We start from the raw sequence: 14,954 nt of genomic DNA, 5'->3' as shown, positions 1-14,954 counted from the left end.
CGGGGCGGCCGAACGGATCGAGGCGAACGAGGAGGGCCGTCCTTTGACGAGTCCCGACAGCGACGAACGTACCGGGGTCTGGCTCATCGGCGCCCGGGGATCGGTCGCGACCACGGCGATCACGGGAGCGGCGGCACTGCGTGACCGGCTGATTCCCCCCACCGGCTGCGTCACCGAATCACCGGAACTCATGGACCCCGCGATGCCCGGCTTCGACCGACTCGTGTTCGCCGGGCACGACATCACCGAGACTCCGCTGCCGAAGCGGGCCGAACAACTCGAGGCGGGAGGAGTGCTACCGCGCGGACTACGCGAGCTGGTTCACACCGATCTCGCGGCCGTGGACAACCGGATCCGCCCTGGCATCGGCGCCGCGAACACGCCCCAAGAACAACTGGAAGCGGCCGAAAGGCTGACCGAACAACTGTGTTCCTTCCGGGACCTGTACGCGCTGTCCCGCGTGGTGGTGATCAATGTGGCCGCCACCGAAGCGCACCCACCGCCCCGGCGGGAACACGCCGACCTCGAAGATCTGGAGAACTGCCTGCGGCATCCCGATCCCTCCGGTGAAGGACCACTGCCACCGAGCGCGCTCTACGCCTACGCGGCCCTTCGGGCGGGCTGTCCCTACGCCGATTTCACACCCTCCGTCGGAGCCCGGTTACCAGCGCTGGATCAACTGGCCGCGAAACGCGGGGTGCCCTATGCGGGCAGCGACGGCAAAACCGGCGAGACGCTGGTCAAAAGCGCGCTGCTGCCGATGTTCTCCAGCCGTGCGTTACACGTCCGCTCCTGGTCCGGCACCAACCTGCTCGGCGGTGGCGACGGACGCAACCTCGCCGACCCGAACAACGTGACCAGCAAAACCACCTCGAAGCAACGAGCGATCGACGAGTCGCTGGGGCATCCGGTCGAGGGAGGCGTGCACATCGACTACGTCCCCGCCCTCGGCGAATGGAAAACCGCGTGGGACCACATCTCCTTCGAGGGCTTTCTCGGCAACGGCATGAGCATGCAGTTCACCTGGCAGGGCTGCGACTCGGCTCTGGCCGCACCTCTCGTACTGGACCTGGCCAGACTGCTGGCTCGGGCCCACGAACGCGGGCACTCCGGTCCGCTCCCCCAGCTCGGTTTCTTCTTCAAGGATCCGGTGGCCTCGGAGGAACATCGGTTGGTGGCCCAGTTCGAAACGCTGCGTTCCTTCGTCGAACGACTCAAGGAGGGATGACAGTGCGAATTCGGACACTGGTGGAACTCGTACGCGCTCCGGCGGCGTTGTCCGTGCCCGGCGACGTATCGGCCGGAGCCGCCGCAGGGCACTCGTCCCGGCAGGCGACGATGCTGATGTTGTCCTCGTGCTGGCTGTACTGGGCGGGCATGGCGCTCAACGACTACGCCGACCGGGAGGTCGACGCGGCTGAGCGCCCGGCGAGACCGATTCCCTCCGGCCGGGTTTCGCCCGGACTCGCGCTGGGCCTGGCGATCTCGTTCACCGGCCTGGCCACGGCGCTCACCGCGCTCTCCGGCGGCAGGCGGGCCCTGCGCGTCACCGTACCGCTGGCGGGCACGGTGTGGGGCTACAACCTGGGATTGAAACGAACTCCGGCCGGTCCCGCCACGATGGCTACCGCCCGCGCCCTCGACGTGCTGCACGGCGCCGGCCCTGGTGGTTTCCGCAACGCGGTACCGGCGGCCGCGGCCATCGGTGCGCACACCTTCGGCGTCAGCACGGTGGGGCGTGACGAGGTCACCGGAGCTTCCCGCCGGGTTCCCGGGATCGCGCTGACGGTGACGACCACGATAGTCGCAGCGCTTCTCCCGCGAACGGTCCGGATGGCCGCGGGATGTGGCCCGGAGTCGCGGCGCCCTCTTGCCGGAGCCACGATGTCGACGGCGCTGGCCGTCTACGCGGGCACGACCGGAACCGCTCAGTTGAAAGCTCTCCGCGAGCCGAACCCGGCACGACTACAACAAGCCACCAGTGCCGGAATTCTCGGGATGATCCCGCTGCAAGCGGCGCTGACCGCGGTGGGAGGAGCCCCGAAGCGGGCGGCCACTGTCCTGGCGCTTTTCCCGATCGCGCGACGACTCTTCGGACGGGTGTCACCGACATGAGCGAACTCGGTTCCTTCCCCACCAACGCGACGGCGATGCCGAAACGCTCCGGCACCGAGCGGACGCTGCGCTTCGGCTACGGCACGAACGGATTCGGCAATCATCGGCTGACGGACTCGTTGGAGCTCCTGGCCGAGCAGGGCTATGACGGAGTCGCGGTAACACTCGATCACGACCACCTCGATCCGTTTCACCCGGACGTGGCCGAACACACCACCCGGTTAAGACGAGATCTGGAACGACTGGAACTAGACGTGGTGGTGGAAACGGGGGCACGTTATCTGCTCGATCCGCGGCACAAGCACCATCCGACGCTGCTGTCGGAACACGGCCGAGCACTGCGTCTCGACCTGCTGCACCGCGCGGTACACATCGCGGCGCAACTGCGGGCCGGGGTCGTCTCGTTCTGGAGCGGCACGAAGCCCGACCACCTCGACGACGAAACGGCGTGGTCGCTGCTGGCAGAGGGGTGTTCGGAGGTTCTCGACACCGCTGCCGAGTACGGCGTGAGACTGGGTTTCGAACCGGAGCCCGGCATGTTCGTCCAGGATCTGGACGGTTTCGAACAGCTGGCGGCGAAGTTGAACCACCCCGAGCTGTTCGGGGTGACGCTGGACATCGGGCACTGCCGCTGTCTGGAACCCGTCGACGTGCCGGCGTGCGTGCGCCGTGCCGGCCCGGACCTGGTCAACGTCCAGATCGACGACATGCGACGTGGCGTGCACGAACACTTGGAGTTCGGCGAGGGCGACATCGATTTCCCACCGGTGATGGCCGCACTGCGCGAGGTGGGCTACCGCGGTCTGGTCTCCGTGGAACTACCCCGCCACAGCCACGCCGCGCCCGCGGTGGCACAGCGTTCGCTGCGTTTTCTGCGTCAGGCAGCCACGGAGGTGACAGCATGACCGCTCCGAAACCGGCCGAGCTGCGTGCCGCGCTGGACGAGCGAATCGACGAGGCCGCGGGGCGCTGGCTGGACGAGGCGCTGGCGGACATCGCGACCGGGATGCGTGCGATCGGCACGCTCTTTCCGGCAGCGGGCAGGAAATGCGGTCGTGGCCCGCTCGTCGACGATGTGGCCGCGGTCGAGTCCGAAACGCTACGGAGCTGGAACAGCGAGGACGCGGTACGCGCGTTGCTGCTGACGGCGCTGCCGTTGACAGGTGCCGAGCTGGGAACGGAGATCAGCGCGCTGTACCGGTACGGCGATGCCGCCGAGAAACGCGGTGTGTTGCGAGGTGCGGGTGTGCTCCGGGAGGAGCCCGAGTTGGTGGACAGCGTGCTGCCGCTGGTACGGGACGCGTTGCGCAGCAACGACACCGGTCTGATCGCGGCGGGGATGGCCGAGTTCGGTGCCGAGCATCTCGACGCACCCGCTTACCGGCAGGGCGTGCTCAAGTGTGTGTTCCTCGGAATACCACTACGGGACGTCTTCGGGCTGCCGGAGCGCGCCGACTCCGAGCTGGCACGCATGCTCACCGACTACGCCAGGGAGCGCAGTGCGGCCGGGCGGGAGATCCCCAACGACGTGTGGCTGGTCGTGGACCCGACACAACTCCACTCCGCCGAGGAGGCGTGATGCGCATTTTCGATCCGCACATTCACATGAGCTCGCGGACCACGAACGACTACGACGCGATGTACCGGGCAGGGGTGAGAGCTCTGGTGGAGCCTTCCTTCTGGGTGGGGCAGCCCCGCACCTCGGTGGGAACCTTCGTGGACTACTTCGACGGTCTGATCGGTTGGGAACCGTTCCGGGCCTCGCAGTACGGTATCGCGCATCACTGCACCATCGGTCTCAATCCGAAGGAGGCCAACGATCCCCGGTGCCGTGACGTACTGGAGGTACTTCCCCGTTACCTGGCCAAGGACGGCGTGGTGGCGGTGGGCGAGCTCGGTTACGACGCCATGACCGCCGAGGAGGACGATGTCTTCGCCGCTCAGCTGGAGCTGGCCGCCGAGCACGAGTTGCCGGTGCTCGTGCACACCCCGCACCGGGACAAGGAAGCCGGGACGCGGCGCAGTCTCGACGTGATCCGGGAATCCGGCATCGCCGCCGAACGCGTCGTCGTGGATCACCTCAACGAGGTGACCGTCGAAGCGGTGGCGGAATCGGGCTGCTGGATGGGGTTTTCGATCTATCCGGACACCAAGATGGACGAGGACCGAATGGTTCGGATAATGCGCAGATACGGTGTGGAACGGATGCTGGTCAACTCCGCTGCGGACTGGGGCAAGAGCGATCCGCTGAAAACGAGCAAAACCGCGCACGCGATGCTGGCGGCCGGTTTCGAACCGGCTGCGGTCGACACTGTCTTCTGGTCGAATCCGGTCGGCTTCTACGGACAGAGCGGTCGACTGCGCACGGAGGCACCCGCGCTCGGGGACGGTGACGGCACCACTTACGCGGGTAACTCCATCGAACGCGGGAAACGATAATCATGCGTTTTCGTCATCGTGACGGATCAACCGTACACCTGGCCTACTGCACCAACGTGCATCCGGCGGAAGACCTGGACGGCATAATCGCTCAGTTCGACCGCTACGCCGTACCGATACGTCAGCGGCTGGAGGTCGAACGGCTCGGCCTCGGCCTGTGGTTGGCAAGGGACGTGGCCACCGCGTTGGTCGAGGACGACACCGCGCTCGCCCGACTGCGCACCGAGCTGGCTGCACGCGGGCTGGAAGTGGTGACGCTGAACGGTTTCCCCTATCGGGGCTTCCAGCGATCGGTGGTCAAACACGCGGTGTACCGACCCGACTGGTCCGAGCGCGCCAGGTTGGACTACACACTCGATCTTGCGAAACTACTGTCCCAGCTGCTGCCCGAAGACGTCACCGACGGCAGCGTGTCCACGCTACCGCTGGGCTGGGGCGCGTGGTGGTCGGAACACCACCACACCCGAGCCCTGGCGCATCTGACCGAACTGGCCGATGGGCTCGCTCGAACAGCCGCGTCGGAGGGACGTTCGGTGCGGGTCGGGTTGGAGCCCGAGCCGGGATGCGTGTTGGAGACTACCGAGCAACTAGTCGGCGCGCTGTCCGGAACGGACACCGAGCACCTCGGGATCTGTCTGGACACCTGCCACGTGGCCGTGGCGTTCGAAAACCCACATCGAGCACTGCGGCGGCTGCACGAAGCAGGTCTGCCGGTGGTCAAAACGCAGGCTTCCTGCGCGCTGCGGGTCGACAACCCCCGCGACCCGGCGCAGCGTGCGGAGCTGAACTCGTTCGTGGAACCCAGGTTTCTCCACCAAACCCAGCAGAGCGGTGACGGGGTCCGCCGTGCCGCCGATGACCTGGACCTGGCACTGGCAGGCGAACTCTCTGGAGATCAACCGTGGCGGGTCCACTTCCACACTCCGCTGCACACCGCCCCGGGGGCCTCGTTGCGTGGAACGCACGACGTGCTCGACGAGACACTCCGCTCGCTGCTCGGTGAGCACACGGCACACACCCGACACGTGGAGGTGGAGACCTACACCTGGGACGTACTCCCGGACTCGGGAGAGCATCCCGCGAGCATCGGTGCCGGGATCGCGGCCGAGCTCGACTGGGCCCGGCGACGGCTGCTCGCACTCGGACTCACGGAGGAAGGTCGATGAATCACACAGCCGACGCGCGCAGGCCGGTACTACTGCTGGACGTGGTGGGGTTGACTCCCCGACTTCTCGAACACATGCCCAACCTGGACCGGATAGCGCGGCGCGGTTTTCGGGCCGAGTTGAAAACCGTGTTTCCCGCCGTCACCTGTCCGGTGCAGTCCACGCTGCTGACCGGACGACCTCCCGGTGACCACGGCATAGTCGGTAACGGCTGGTTCTTCCGCGACATCGGGGAGGTCTTCTTCTGGCGCCAGTACAACGGGCTGGTGAGCGGCGAAAAGTTTTGGCAGGCGGCACGCGAGCGGGATCCCGGCTACCGGGTCAGCAACATCTGCTGGTGGTACGCGATGGGGATGGACGTCGACGAAACCGTAACGCCTCGTCCCGTATACCACGCGGACGGACGCAAGTCGCCGGACTGCTACACCTACCCCACGGCGCTGCGTGACGAGCTCACCGGGAAGTTCGGAACCTTTCCGCTGTTCAACTACTGGGGACCGACCGCTTCGATCGAATCCAGCCGTTGGATCGCCGAGGCCACCGGTCACCTACTGGCCACCCGCGGCTCGGACCTGACGATGGCCTACATTCCACACCTCGACTACGACCTGCAGCGCTACGGTCCGGACAGTCCGCGAGCCGCGGCGGCAGCGCGGGAGGTGGACAGAGCGTTGGCCCCGCTGCTGGCTCGTGCGGAAGCGCAGGGAGTCACGGTACTGGCCCTGTCGGAGTACGGCATGACCGAGGTGAGCCGACCGATCGACATCAATCGCGCACTGCGGCACGAACGACTGCTGCACGTACACACCCAGGCGGGCATGGAGTACCTCGATCCGTGGAGTTCCCGTGCCTTCGCCGTCGCGGATCATCAGGCGGCGCACATATACGTCAGGGACGCGGATGATATTCCCAGGGTACGTGACCTCGTCGGTGGGCTGCCCGGCGTCGACGAAGTCCTCGACGCCTCGGGCAAGAAACGGTACGGCATCGATCACGAACGGGCCGGTGACCTCGTGGCGATGGCGGAACCCGATTCGTGGTTCACCTACTACTACTGGTTGGACGACGCCCGGGCACCGGATTTCGCCACGCACGTGGAGATCCACCGCAAACCCGGCTACGACCCGGCTGAACTGTTCATGGATCCCCGGGACCGGCTGGTCAAGTTACGCGCCGCGACTGCGGTGGCCCGCAAGAAACTGGGACTGAGGTACCGGATGAACGTGGTACCGCTCGATCCGACACCGGTTCGTGGCAGTCACGGCAGACTCGCGGACAGCCCCTCCCATGGACCGGTGCTGTTGTGCTCCGATGAACGCTTCGGCCGGGAGAGTTACCACGCCACCGAAGTCAAGGAACTGTTGCTCGAACTCTCCGGCCTGCGCGAACCGCGACAGGCAACGAGCTGAACACCACAACGGGAAAGGATGATCATGTCCCGACCGATCACACTGTTCACCGGCCAGTGGGCCGACCTACCGTTCGAGGAGGTGGCCCGGCTCGCCTCGGAATGGGGCTACGACGGCCTGGAGATCGCCTGCTGGGGTGATCACTTCGAGGTGGACAGGGCACTCGCGGAAAAGGACTACGTACGGCGGAAACGAGAGGTGCTGGAAAAACACGGTCTGAACTGCTGGGTGTTGTCGAACCACCTGCTCGGTCAGGCCACCTGCGATTATCCGATCGACGAACGACACCGGAACATCCTTCCACCGGAAATCTGGGGGGACGGGGACCCCGAAGGCGTTCGACAACGTGCCGCGGAACGGATGCGGGACACGGCAAGGGCGGCGGCCGAGTTCGGTGTGGACAAAGTCGTCGGGTTCACCGGTTCTCCGATCTGGTACACGGTGGCGATGTTCCCACCGACTCCCGACGAGATGGTGCAACGTGGTTACCAGGAGTTCGCCGACCGCTGGAACCCCATTCTCGATGTGTTCGACGAGTGTGGCGTCCGGTTCGCGTTGGAGGTCCATCCCACCGAGATCGCCTACGACTACTGGACCACGGTTCGCACCCTCGAAGCGGTGGACCACCGGTCCGCACTCGGATTGAACTTCGACCCCTCGCATTACGTTTGGCAGGGCTTCGACCCGGTGACTTTTCTGTGGGACTTTCAGGACCGCATCCTGCACGTCGACTGCAAGGAAGCTCGTGTCAGGACCAATGACGGCCGCAGTGGCTTGCTCGGGTCACACCTTCCATGGGGCGACCCCAGGCGTGGCTGGGATTTCGTGTCCACCGGACACGGCCACGTCCCTTGGGAGGACTGCTTCCGCACGCTCAACGCGATCGGCTACGACGGGCCGATTTCCATCGAGTGGGAGGACGCGGGCATGGATCGGCTGCGGGGCGCTCCCGAAGCGCTGGAATTCGTGCGGAATCTGAACTTCACCCCACCTTCGGTGTCTTTCGATGCCGCTTTCGGTTCCGAAACGCAGTAAGGTCTCCGGCTTCGCGCGGTGAGCACTGTCGGTCATCACTTCCGGTGACATCTGCCCCAAAACCGACTTGGCAAACCGAATGGGCGGTTTGCCAAGTCTTTCCCGGGGCAACTCCGCCACACGGCCACTGCTGAGCGCACCCGTGGGTTCTTCCTGTCGCATCGAAGGACACGGGGGTGTCCTTCGATGCGACGAGGCAGGACCGAGACAGGAGGGGCGGCATGGCCGACCGTCCGATCGAGTTCTGCCGCGGAGCCTTGCCGGTCGATCATCACCGCGTTTCGTCGGACAATCGCCGGACCAGTACGGTCGAGTCGACCGCGACCCGCCCTTCCTGTTCCAGAGTCACCCGCACGGTGTCCCCCTCGATCGGTTCGTCGTGGACCCGCACGAAACACGACCGCCCCAACTCGATGTAATTGTGGAAACGGGTTCGCATACCCACCGGCAGTACCGTGGCCGGACAAAATTCGAAACGTACGGCTTGGCGCGCCGCTTCCAGAGCGGTCATTCCCGGAACATGATCGACCGGGTGATCGAATAGCACCGGATGTGTGCGTCCGTCCCGAAGCAACCAGGTACGTTCGTGAGGCGTCGGCGCCAGCAGCACATCGGAAGGACAATCACGACCGACGCGCCACGGCGGAACGGGCTCCGGAAGTTTCACCTGATCCGCTGTATCGGTGAAGTCGTCACAGCCCGCCCGAATTCGCGCGTAAGCCGCGGGGGATATGCAGCTGTACGGCAGCGTGACCCTTCCGACGAACACGCCGTCACGATATCCGTGCACGTGCATATTCGCCCCGGCGAATGTCTTACCACGCCATTTGATGTTTTCGCAGTGAATTTCCAGTACGATCTGGGCGGGGGTATCGGCAAGACGAAGCGCTTCCGGTTTTACCTCGTAATCCAATGTGTCCATTATGAACTGGTGCCCGTAGGGGACGCCGAAGCCGACGTGTCCCACGACCAACCCTGCCTGCCGCACCGCCTCCGCGAACAGGAGAGGATCGTGACCACCCGCGACCGGCCCGTAAAGGGCGTGCGCACGAGGTAACTGTGCCCCCAGCACGAAATCGCCCTCGCCGCGTTCACCGAAACTGGTAACCAGAACCTCGGTGTTCGCGGCACGATGGACCCAGCGACGTGGCAAACTCTGCTCGAACGAGACGGTCGGTTGCTCACGGGACTCTTCGGTGACGGTGTCGGCGACGATACTGCTGGTCATAAGGCCCTCCACAGCATTAAAGATACCTACCGTGCGGTTTGAGATCCCCCTCGTCGAGCATAGAGACCGGTTAGTCGGTTTTTCAAGAGTGTAGTGAGTAGTCTTGAAGGGAAACTTCGGTCAGCCGGCTCGCCGTTCGGAGTCGCCGGTTCGACGATGATTGGTGGTGTTGCGGTGACTTCCGAACCAACGCTCGTGCCCGCGCGACCGAACCGGGAAATACATCTCGGGGAAGCCACGGGGATGCCGCTCACCTCGGAACACTTCCGAGTGATCACCACAACGGTGCCTCGCCCCGGCCCCGGCGAAGTTCTGGTGCGCAACAGGCTCATGGCGGTGACGGCGGCGATGTGCACCATGATGGTCGCCGAGGAACTCCCGATACCTTCCTATCGGCGGGGGAGTCCACTGTGGGGTGCTGCCATCGGCGAGGTCGTGGCCGCGGGGCCGGCGAGCGAAATCGAGCCCGGTGTCCTCGTGAAGCACGGACTGGGCTGGCGCGACTACGCAGTGCTGGAAGCGACGGAAATCGACTTGATCGTGCCCGCCGACGCACACGACCCGGGCGCGCTGCTCTCGCACGGTGCTCCCGCCTGGGCCGCGTTGCGCGGGGTCGCGCGGGTCGGAAGCGGGGACACGGTCTTCGTGAGCGGGGCGGCCGGTGGCCTCGGCACCCTGGCCGGACAGATCGCGCGACACCTCGGCGCGAAACGAGTGGTGGGAAGCACCGGCTCACCGGAGAAGGCCGACCGACTGCGCCGAGAACTCGGTTACGACGAACTCGTAATGCGGAACGAGGGCACTGTCACGAGTCAGCTGCGACTGGTCGCACCCGAGGGTCTGGATATCGTCTGCGACACCGTGGGCGGAGAACAGCTCGAAGCCGCGGTGGAAAACGCAAACACCGGGGCGCGCGTGGCGCTACTGGGAGCACTGTCCGGCCAGCTCGGCGGGGACGGACTCAGCACACCGACCCGCTTGGACTCCGCGCTGCTGATCAGGCGAAGGATGGAAATCCGGGGCGTCTCGCTCCGGGATCATCCTGACGCGGAACGGGAGTGGACCCGCGTGTTCGTGGACGGTCTGGCCAAGGGGTCTTTCAGCTTTCCCCACACCAGGTTGCACGGACTCGAGCGAGCCCCCGAAGCACTTCGTGAACTCGTAGCCGGCGAACACATGGGGACAGTACTGGTGGAACTCTGAGAACTCCGCCGCAGTAAGGCGCTCGGGAACAGCGGGATCACGAGGACGCGATGTCGGTGGCCTCGTGCTGCTGGGGAATACCACCGAAGTCGTTGAGATCACCGACACCGTCCGGTTCGATTTGTGCCAGCACTCCCGGAGTCGCGATTCCGGGCAGCAGATGACGCCACAGCGCGGCGACCCGTTCACACACGTCCTCGCGGTTGGTGGCTGCCTGCGAGAACAGCTGAACGCCCAAGTAGGAGGCGACGAACATCTCCGCGGTCTCCACCGGGTCGACGGAGGGCAACACTTCCCCGCTCTCCTTGGCCGCGGAGAAAATCGAACGGAACACACTGGTCCACTGCTGGTACGGAACGATCGGTTCCTCGGCGAACCCCGTTTCCACGGCGATTCGCGTACCCGCCTGCAACAGCGGATCGGACTGCAACGCCCGGGCGACGCGCTGCGAGAGATCGACCGCGTCCTGCAGCCGCGAATTCGTCACCGGTACGGTCGATATGTTGGTCTGCTCCTCGATCACGGCCTCCGCCAACGCCTGCTTGGACGGGAAGTGGAAATACATCGCCCCCTTGGTGACCCCGGCGTGATCGAGTATCTCCGCGATCGTCGCCCCTTCGTAACCACGTGCGGCGATCACCTCGGCCCCGGCCCGCAGCACCAGGGTCCTAGTCCGCACCGCGCGTTCCTGCTTAACCAAGCTCGCCTCCGGTATGTTGCCGAACCACCGACGTCCCCCCGTCAACGACCGGGGCGCGTCGGATTCACTGTTTCGGTCAACATATCAATCCAACCGGGCGGTACTTTTCAGTGTTGAACCACTGTGCGTCTCGAAAGGGAGCCGCCACTCGGACAGCACCTCCTCCGAGGAGCCAGTGACCGCGACCACCTGCTCGCGCACATGCAACAGCATGTGCCAGATGCGCTCCACACTCCCCTCGTTCCACCAAGCGGGATTGTTTCGCGCCAGGATCTCCAGTCCCACCGTGGCCGAGACCAACAGACCAGCCCCCGCCTCGAGGTCCATACCGCTGGGCACCTCGCGCTGGTTACGAGCTCGCACCAACAAGCGGTACACGAGTAGCCACCACTGGTGGTGCGGATCACCCGACAACCGGCTACTGACATCCGTCTCCCGCGCCAGTCTGATCATCGCACGGGCAACCACGTCACGGCGGAGGGTACGCACGAGAGCTCCAGACAACAGAGCCAGCGTGTCCAGCGCCGAGCGGTACCAGCGATAGTTCTCGGCCACCACTTTCCCGAGTCTCGCGATCCCGGCCTCGTAAACGGCGTCCGCGAGCTGCTCCTTGGTATCGAAATGGAAGTACAGCGCTCCTTTCGACACGCCGGCGACCGCCACGATGCGAGTCAGTGTCGCGTCCCGCACCCCATCGCGTTCGACCACTTCGGCAGCGGCGTGCACTACCCGAGAGCGGGTCTGCTCGGCCCGCTCCTGCCTCCTCGCCATCACGACATGCTCCCTGTCTTGTCCCTAATAAAACCAACTAAGCGGTTTAAATATTTTCACTGTACTGCCGACGGACAGGAAGAACCAACGGCCGAACGGGCCCTGGTGATGTAAATACTCTCCGTGTCGTCGCATGGCACGGGCAGGACGCACCCACCAGACGGGTCACGGGACGGACTGACAACGAACGAAAACGTGCGATGAATTTCATCACAAAGGTTCGTTCCGCCTTCGAGTCGGCACCGAACCGAACCGCGAGCTCCCCGCTCCTCTCAGCCGTGCATCTCGGAAAGTCGTCCCACCACAGCGGCGGAATCCGGCGCCGCGGCCATTTCGGCCGCCAGGTAACGTGCCGCCCCCACCGCGGTCGAATCGCCGAGCAGCTCCTCCACCACCGTGACCACCGTCTGCCCACGGTCGTTCTCGGGCATTGTGCTGCGGCCCTCAGCAACGGTTACGCCGCTCGCGACGTGCTCGAACTGATCAGCACCCTGCGGCAACAGCAACTGCGGAACCGCGACGGCGAACACGGGCAGCGTAGCCCTCGCACCACTGTGATGCACCGCCGATCCGGCCCAGGAATCGGATGGTCCTGCGGAAACCAGGAACCGACCGTGACGTTGTCCGGCAGCTCTCGGAGCGTTTCGGTACACCCGCTGGGGGCTGTCGAGACGAGCAGAGCCACGTCGAACTCGGCTCCCACCGTGTGAACGGCTGACCGTAGCTCGACGCCGGTGGCCACAACCCCTTCGTGCTCTGCCTCGCGTGCCGCCGCGGCGAACGGTCCCAGCGGAGAACACTGCCCGTGCGCCGCTCAGGAGGCGCACCCTGCCGAAACCAGTAGCCGAAGAACGCTGTTGCCGGCTTTTCACACGGGAACGGAGTTTTCGAGCGGAGAAGCAACACTCGGAGGCCGGCCCTCGAAGCACGACCGTACGCCCCACCCGAGGCGATCGAAGTGCCGGAGCGGGTTGCCCGCCTGCGGGCAACGACGTATGATCTCATCGGTACTGCCGCCGTCGCGGGGAGGGAAAGTGCGCCGCTGAGGTCTCGAGACATCGCGTGCCCCTCGGGTACGCAGTGACGTGACCTCGGATCGTGTGCCATCCCGAATCCAGCTGCAGTCTTCTTTCCGGCCGTCCCGTTGTGCGGTGACGCGGTGTCTCCAAGTGCCGGCTGATCGAGTCGAAATCTTTCTGGAGGCAGAACCATGTCCACACGCGACCGGACTTTTGTCAGATGCGCCGCCGTTTCCTTCGAGTGGCCGGACGGCACAGTAGTACTGCACGATCTCGACTGGACTGTGGCAGCGGGACGAACCGGTGTCGTCGGTTCGAACGGAACCGGCAAGTCCACCCTGCTGGAACTGATCACCGGTGGGTTGTCCCCCCGATCCGGGACCGTACGAACGTCCGGTGAGCTCGGCTATCTGCCGCAACGGCTCGCTTTCGAAGAAACGGCGCGTGTGGCGGACGCTCTCGGCGTCACCACCCGCCTGGCTGCACTCCGAGCCATCGAGGCCGGGGAAGCGCGGGAGGAGCATTTCACCGCGCTCGGTGAGGAATGGGACGTCGAGGAACGCTGTCTGGGAATGCTGGACGGATTCGGCCTCGGGCATCTCCGGCTCGACAGCGTGCTCGGGGAACTCTCCGGTGGCGAGCTCGTTCTGCTGCACTTGGCGGCCCTGTTGTTGCGACGGCCGGAAGTACTGCTGCTGGACGAACCGACCAACAACCTCGACCGAAAGGCACGGCACATGCTGTACGAAGCGGTTCGGTCCTACGAGGGTGCGCTGGTCGTGGTCAGTCACGACCGTGAGTTGCTCGGGCTGATGGATCGAATCGTGGAACTGCGTGAGGCGACCGTGCACAGTTACAACGGGAACCTGACCGACTACGAGACGGCGGTGGCCGCGGAGCGGGAAGCGGTCGGACGATCGGTGCGCTCGGCCGAGGCCGACGTGAAACGGCAAAAACGCGAACTGGTCGAAGCACGTGAGAAATCGGACAAACGACGTTCACGGGGCGAACGGGTCGCTGCCGAGAACCGCATGCCCCGGATCGTGGCGGGGCAGCGCAAACGGGACGCGCAGATATCGGCTGGTAGGCATCGGCTCCTGCACGAACAACGGCTCGAACAGGCGCGGCGACAGCTGGCGGATGCTCGGGAACAGGTGCGAGAGGAGGAGAACATCCGGGTGGATCTCCCGGCTACCGCCGTGCCCAACGGTCGTCGAGTGCTCTCGGTCCGCCAGGCCGAGCTGCGCAACGGGGTCTCGATTCCGGAGCTGGAACTGCGTGGCCCGGAACGGGTGGCGCTGACCGGACCGAACGGCGCGGGCAAATCCACCCTGTTGCACACCGTGGCCGAACTGTTGCCGGTGGCACGCGGTGCTGTCGAGGTGGGCGTGCCACTGCGCTACCTGCCCCAGCGCCACGAGGTACTCGACGAATCGCTCTCGGCGGCGGCCAACGTCGCCCGACTGGCTCCCGAAGCGACGGACAACGAGATCCGGGCCCGACTGGCTCGTTTCCTGCTCAAACAACAGCGTGCGGAGCAACCGGTGCGTACGCTTTCCGGCGGGGAACGGATCCGTGCCGCGCTGGCCGCGCTGCTGCTGGCGCAACCGGCTCCGCAGTTGCTGTTGCTGGACGAACCGAGCAACAACCTCGACATGACCAGTACTCGCGAACTGGCCGAGTCGCTCGCCGACTACGAGGGCGCGCTGGTGGTGGCCAGTCACGACTGGGCGTTCCTGCGTGATCTCGGTATCACCAAGTGGTTGTGGTTGGCGGACGAGCTGACGGAGACGGATCCCGAGCTGCTGTGACTCCGGGGACACCGAGCGCGGATCCGGTTCGGGGCGGGAGGTTCCTGTCGGCCGACCT

The 14,954-nt window shown here is 65.3% G+C and carries 14 protein-coding genes; 10 read left to right on the top strand and 4 right to left on the bottom strand.

Translation table 11 applies throughout. The features are described from left to right. Window positions 1–43: 43 nt before the first annotated feature. From BLR41_RS05585 to BLR41_RS05550, 8 genes are read left to right on the top strand one after another with little or no spacing between them, the layout of a single operon-like run. Entirely contained in the window at window positions 44–1,228 is a 1,185-nt protein-coding gene (locus tag BLR41_RS05585) for an inositol-3-phosphate synthase (RefSeq protein ID WP_092626926.1), read from the top strand. Further along, complete coding sequence (locus tag BLR41_RS05580) at window positions 1,225–2,115, top strand: SCO3242 family prenyltransferase (protein ID WP_176797837.1); 891 nt, start codon at window positions 1,225–1,227, stop codon at window positions 2,113–2,115. Before BLR41_RS05585 ends, BLR41_RS05580 begins: the two co-directional genes overlap by 4 nt. Window positions 2,116–2,150: 35 nt before the next feature. After that, window positions 2,151–3,020 (top strand): TIM barrel protein, encoded by an 870-nt coding sequence (locus BLR41_RS05575; RefSeq protein WP_092627199.1) that lies wholly within the window; start codon window positions 2,151–2,153, stop codon window positions 3,018–3,020. Beyond that, window positions 3,017–3,694 carry an EboA domain-containing protein gene (locus BLR41_RS05570; RefSeq protein WP_176797836.1) on the top strand — a complete coding sequence of 226 codons (678 nt, stop codon included), beginning with the start codon at window positions 3,017–3,019 and terminating at the stop codon, window positions 3,692–3,694. Before BLR41_RS05575 ends, BLR41_RS05570 begins: the two co-directional genes overlap by 4 nt. After that, a complete protein-coding gene (locus tag BLR41_RS05565; RefSeq protein ID WP_092626924.1) occupies window positions 3,694–4,554 on the top strand; it encodes a TatD family hydrolase in 861 nt (286 codons plus the stop codon). The genes BLR41_RS05570 and BLR41_RS05565 overlap by 1 nt, the downstream gene beginning before the upstream one ends. A gap of 2 nt (window positions 4,555–4,556) precedes the next feature. After that, window positions 4,557–5,720 carry a metabolite traffic protein EboE gene (gene eboE / locus BLR41_RS05560; RefSeq protein WP_092626923.1) on the top strand — a complete coding sequence of 388 codons (1,164 nt, stop codon included), beginning with the start codon at window positions 4,557–4,559 and terminating at the stop codon, window positions 5,718–5,720. Further along, on the top strand, window positions 5,717–7,129 hold the full coding sequence (locus BLR41_RS05555) for an alkaline phosphatase family protein (protein ID WP_092626922.1): 1,413 nt from the start codon (window positions 5,717–5,719) through the stop codon (window positions 7,127–7,129). Before eboE ends, BLR41_RS05555 begins: the two co-directional genes overlap by 4 nt. A 24-nt stretch (window positions 7,130–7,153) precedes the next feature. After that, the gene (locus BLR41_RS05550) at window positions 7,154–8,164 is read left to right on the top strand and encodes a sugar phosphate isomerase/epimerase family protein (RefSeq protein ID WP_092627198.1); all 1,011 of its coding nucleotides are present in this window, start codon (window positions 7,154–7,156) and stop codon (window positions 8,162–8,164) included. Between the two features lie 271 nt (window positions 8,165–8,435). On the opposite strand, the gene BLR41_RS05545 is transcribed toward BLR41_RS05550, so the two are convergent. Then, window positions 8,436–9,392: a ScbA/BarX family gamma-butyrolactone biosynthesis protein gene (locus BLR41_RS05545; RefSeq protein WP_092626921.1), complete on the bottom strand. Its 957-nt coding sequence runs from the start codon at window positions 9,390–9,392 to the stop codon at window positions 8,436–8,438. A gap of 174 nt (window positions 9,393–9,566) precedes the next feature. Here BLR41_RS05545 and BLR41_RS05540 point away from each other — a divergent pair, with 174 nt between their 5' ends. Next, window positions 9,567–10,595, top strand: coding sequence for an MDR family NADP-dependent oxidoreductase (locus BLR41_RS05540; RefSeq protein ID WP_245693919.1), 1,029 nt, complete (start codon window positions 9,567–9,569; stop codon window positions 10,593–10,595). 37 nt (window positions 10,596–10,632) lie between these two features. Here the strand turns inward: BLR41_RS05540 and BLR41_RS05535 are convergent, their stop codons facing one another. The 3 genes from BLR41_RS05535 to BLR41_RS05525 form a co-directional block, all read right to left on the bottom strand. Continuing rightward, entirely contained in the window at window positions 10,633–11,295 is a 663-nt protein-coding gene (locus BLR41_RS05535) for a ScbR family autoregulator-binding transcription factor (protein ID WP_092627197.1), read from the bottom strand. Window positions 11,296–11,379: 84 nt separating this feature from the next. Beyond that, window positions 11,380–12,066: a TetR/AcrR family transcriptional regulator gene (locus BLR41_RS05530; RefSeq protein ID WP_092626919.1), complete on the bottom strand. Its 687-nt coding sequence runs from the start codon at window positions 12,064–12,066 to the stop codon at window positions 11,380–11,382. Window positions 12,067–12,338: 272 nt separating this feature from the next. Further along, window positions 12,339–12,629 (bottom strand): nucleotide disphospho-sugar-binding domain-containing protein, encoded by a 291-nt coding sequence (locus BLR41_RS05525; protein WP_143013005.1) that lies wholly within the window; start codon window positions 12,627–12,629, stop codon window positions 12,339–12,341. Window positions 12,630–13,276: 647 nt separating this feature from the next. On the opposite strand from BLR41_RS05525, the gene BLR41_RS05520 reads away from it, so the two are divergent. Further along, entirely contained in the window at window positions 13,277–14,896 is a 1,620-nt protein-coding gene (locus tag BLR41_RS05520) for an ATP-binding cassette domain-containing protein (RefSeq protein ID WP_092626917.1), read from the top strand. The last annotated feature ends 58 nt before the right edge of the window (window positions 14,897–14,954 follow it).

This window comes from Actinopolyspora mzabensis (genome assembly GCF_900101095.1).
Classification (GTDB): domain Bacteria; phylum Actinomycetota; class Actinomycetes; order Mycobacteriales; family Pseudonocardiaceae; genus Actinopolyspora; species Actinopolyspora mzabensis.
The sequence above is the reverse complement of the archived record's forward strand: the minus strand, read 5'-3'. Positions and strand labels throughout refer to the sequence as shown.

Coding starts and splice junctions, on each gene's coding strand:
- BLR41_RS05550 (WP_092627198.1), top strand. CDS start 7,154: ATGTCCCGACCGATCACACTGTTCACCGGCCAGTGGGCCGACCTACCG.
- BLR41_RS05520 (WP_092626917.1), top strand. CDS start 13,277: ATGTCCACACGCGACCGGACTTTTGTCAGATGCGCCGCCGTTTCCTTC.
- eboE (WP_092626923.1), top strand. CDS start 4,557: ATGCGTTTTCGTCATCGTGACGGATCAACCGTACACCTGGCCTACTGC.
- BLR41_RS05570 (WP_176797836.1), top strand. CDS start 3,017: ATGACCGCTCCGAAACCGGCCGAGCTGCGTGCCGCGCTGGACGAGCGA.
- BLR41_RS05580 (WP_176797837.1), top strand. CDS start 1,225: ATGACAGTGCGAATTCGGACACTGGTGGAACTCGTACGCGCTCCGGCG.
- BLR41_RS05565 (WP_092626924.1), top strand. CDS start 3,694: ATGCGCATTTTCGATCCGCACATTCACATGAGCTCGCGGACCACGAAC.
- BLR41_RS05575 (WP_092627199.1), top strand. CDS start 2,151: ATGCCGAAACGCTCCGGCACCGAGCGGACGCTGCGCTTCGGCTACGGC.
- BLR41_RS05545 (WP_092626921.1), bottom strand. CDS start 9,392: ATGACCAGCAGTATCGTCGCCGACACCGTCACCGAAGAGTCCCGTGAG.
- BLR41_RS05530 (WP_092626919.1), bottom strand. CDS start 12,066: ATGGCGAGGAGGCAGGAGCGGGCCGAGCAGACCCGCTCTCGGGTAGTG.
- BLR41_RS05555 (WP_092626922.1), top strand. CDS start 5,717: ATGAATCACACAGCCGACGCGCGCAGGCCGGTACTACTGCTGGACGTG.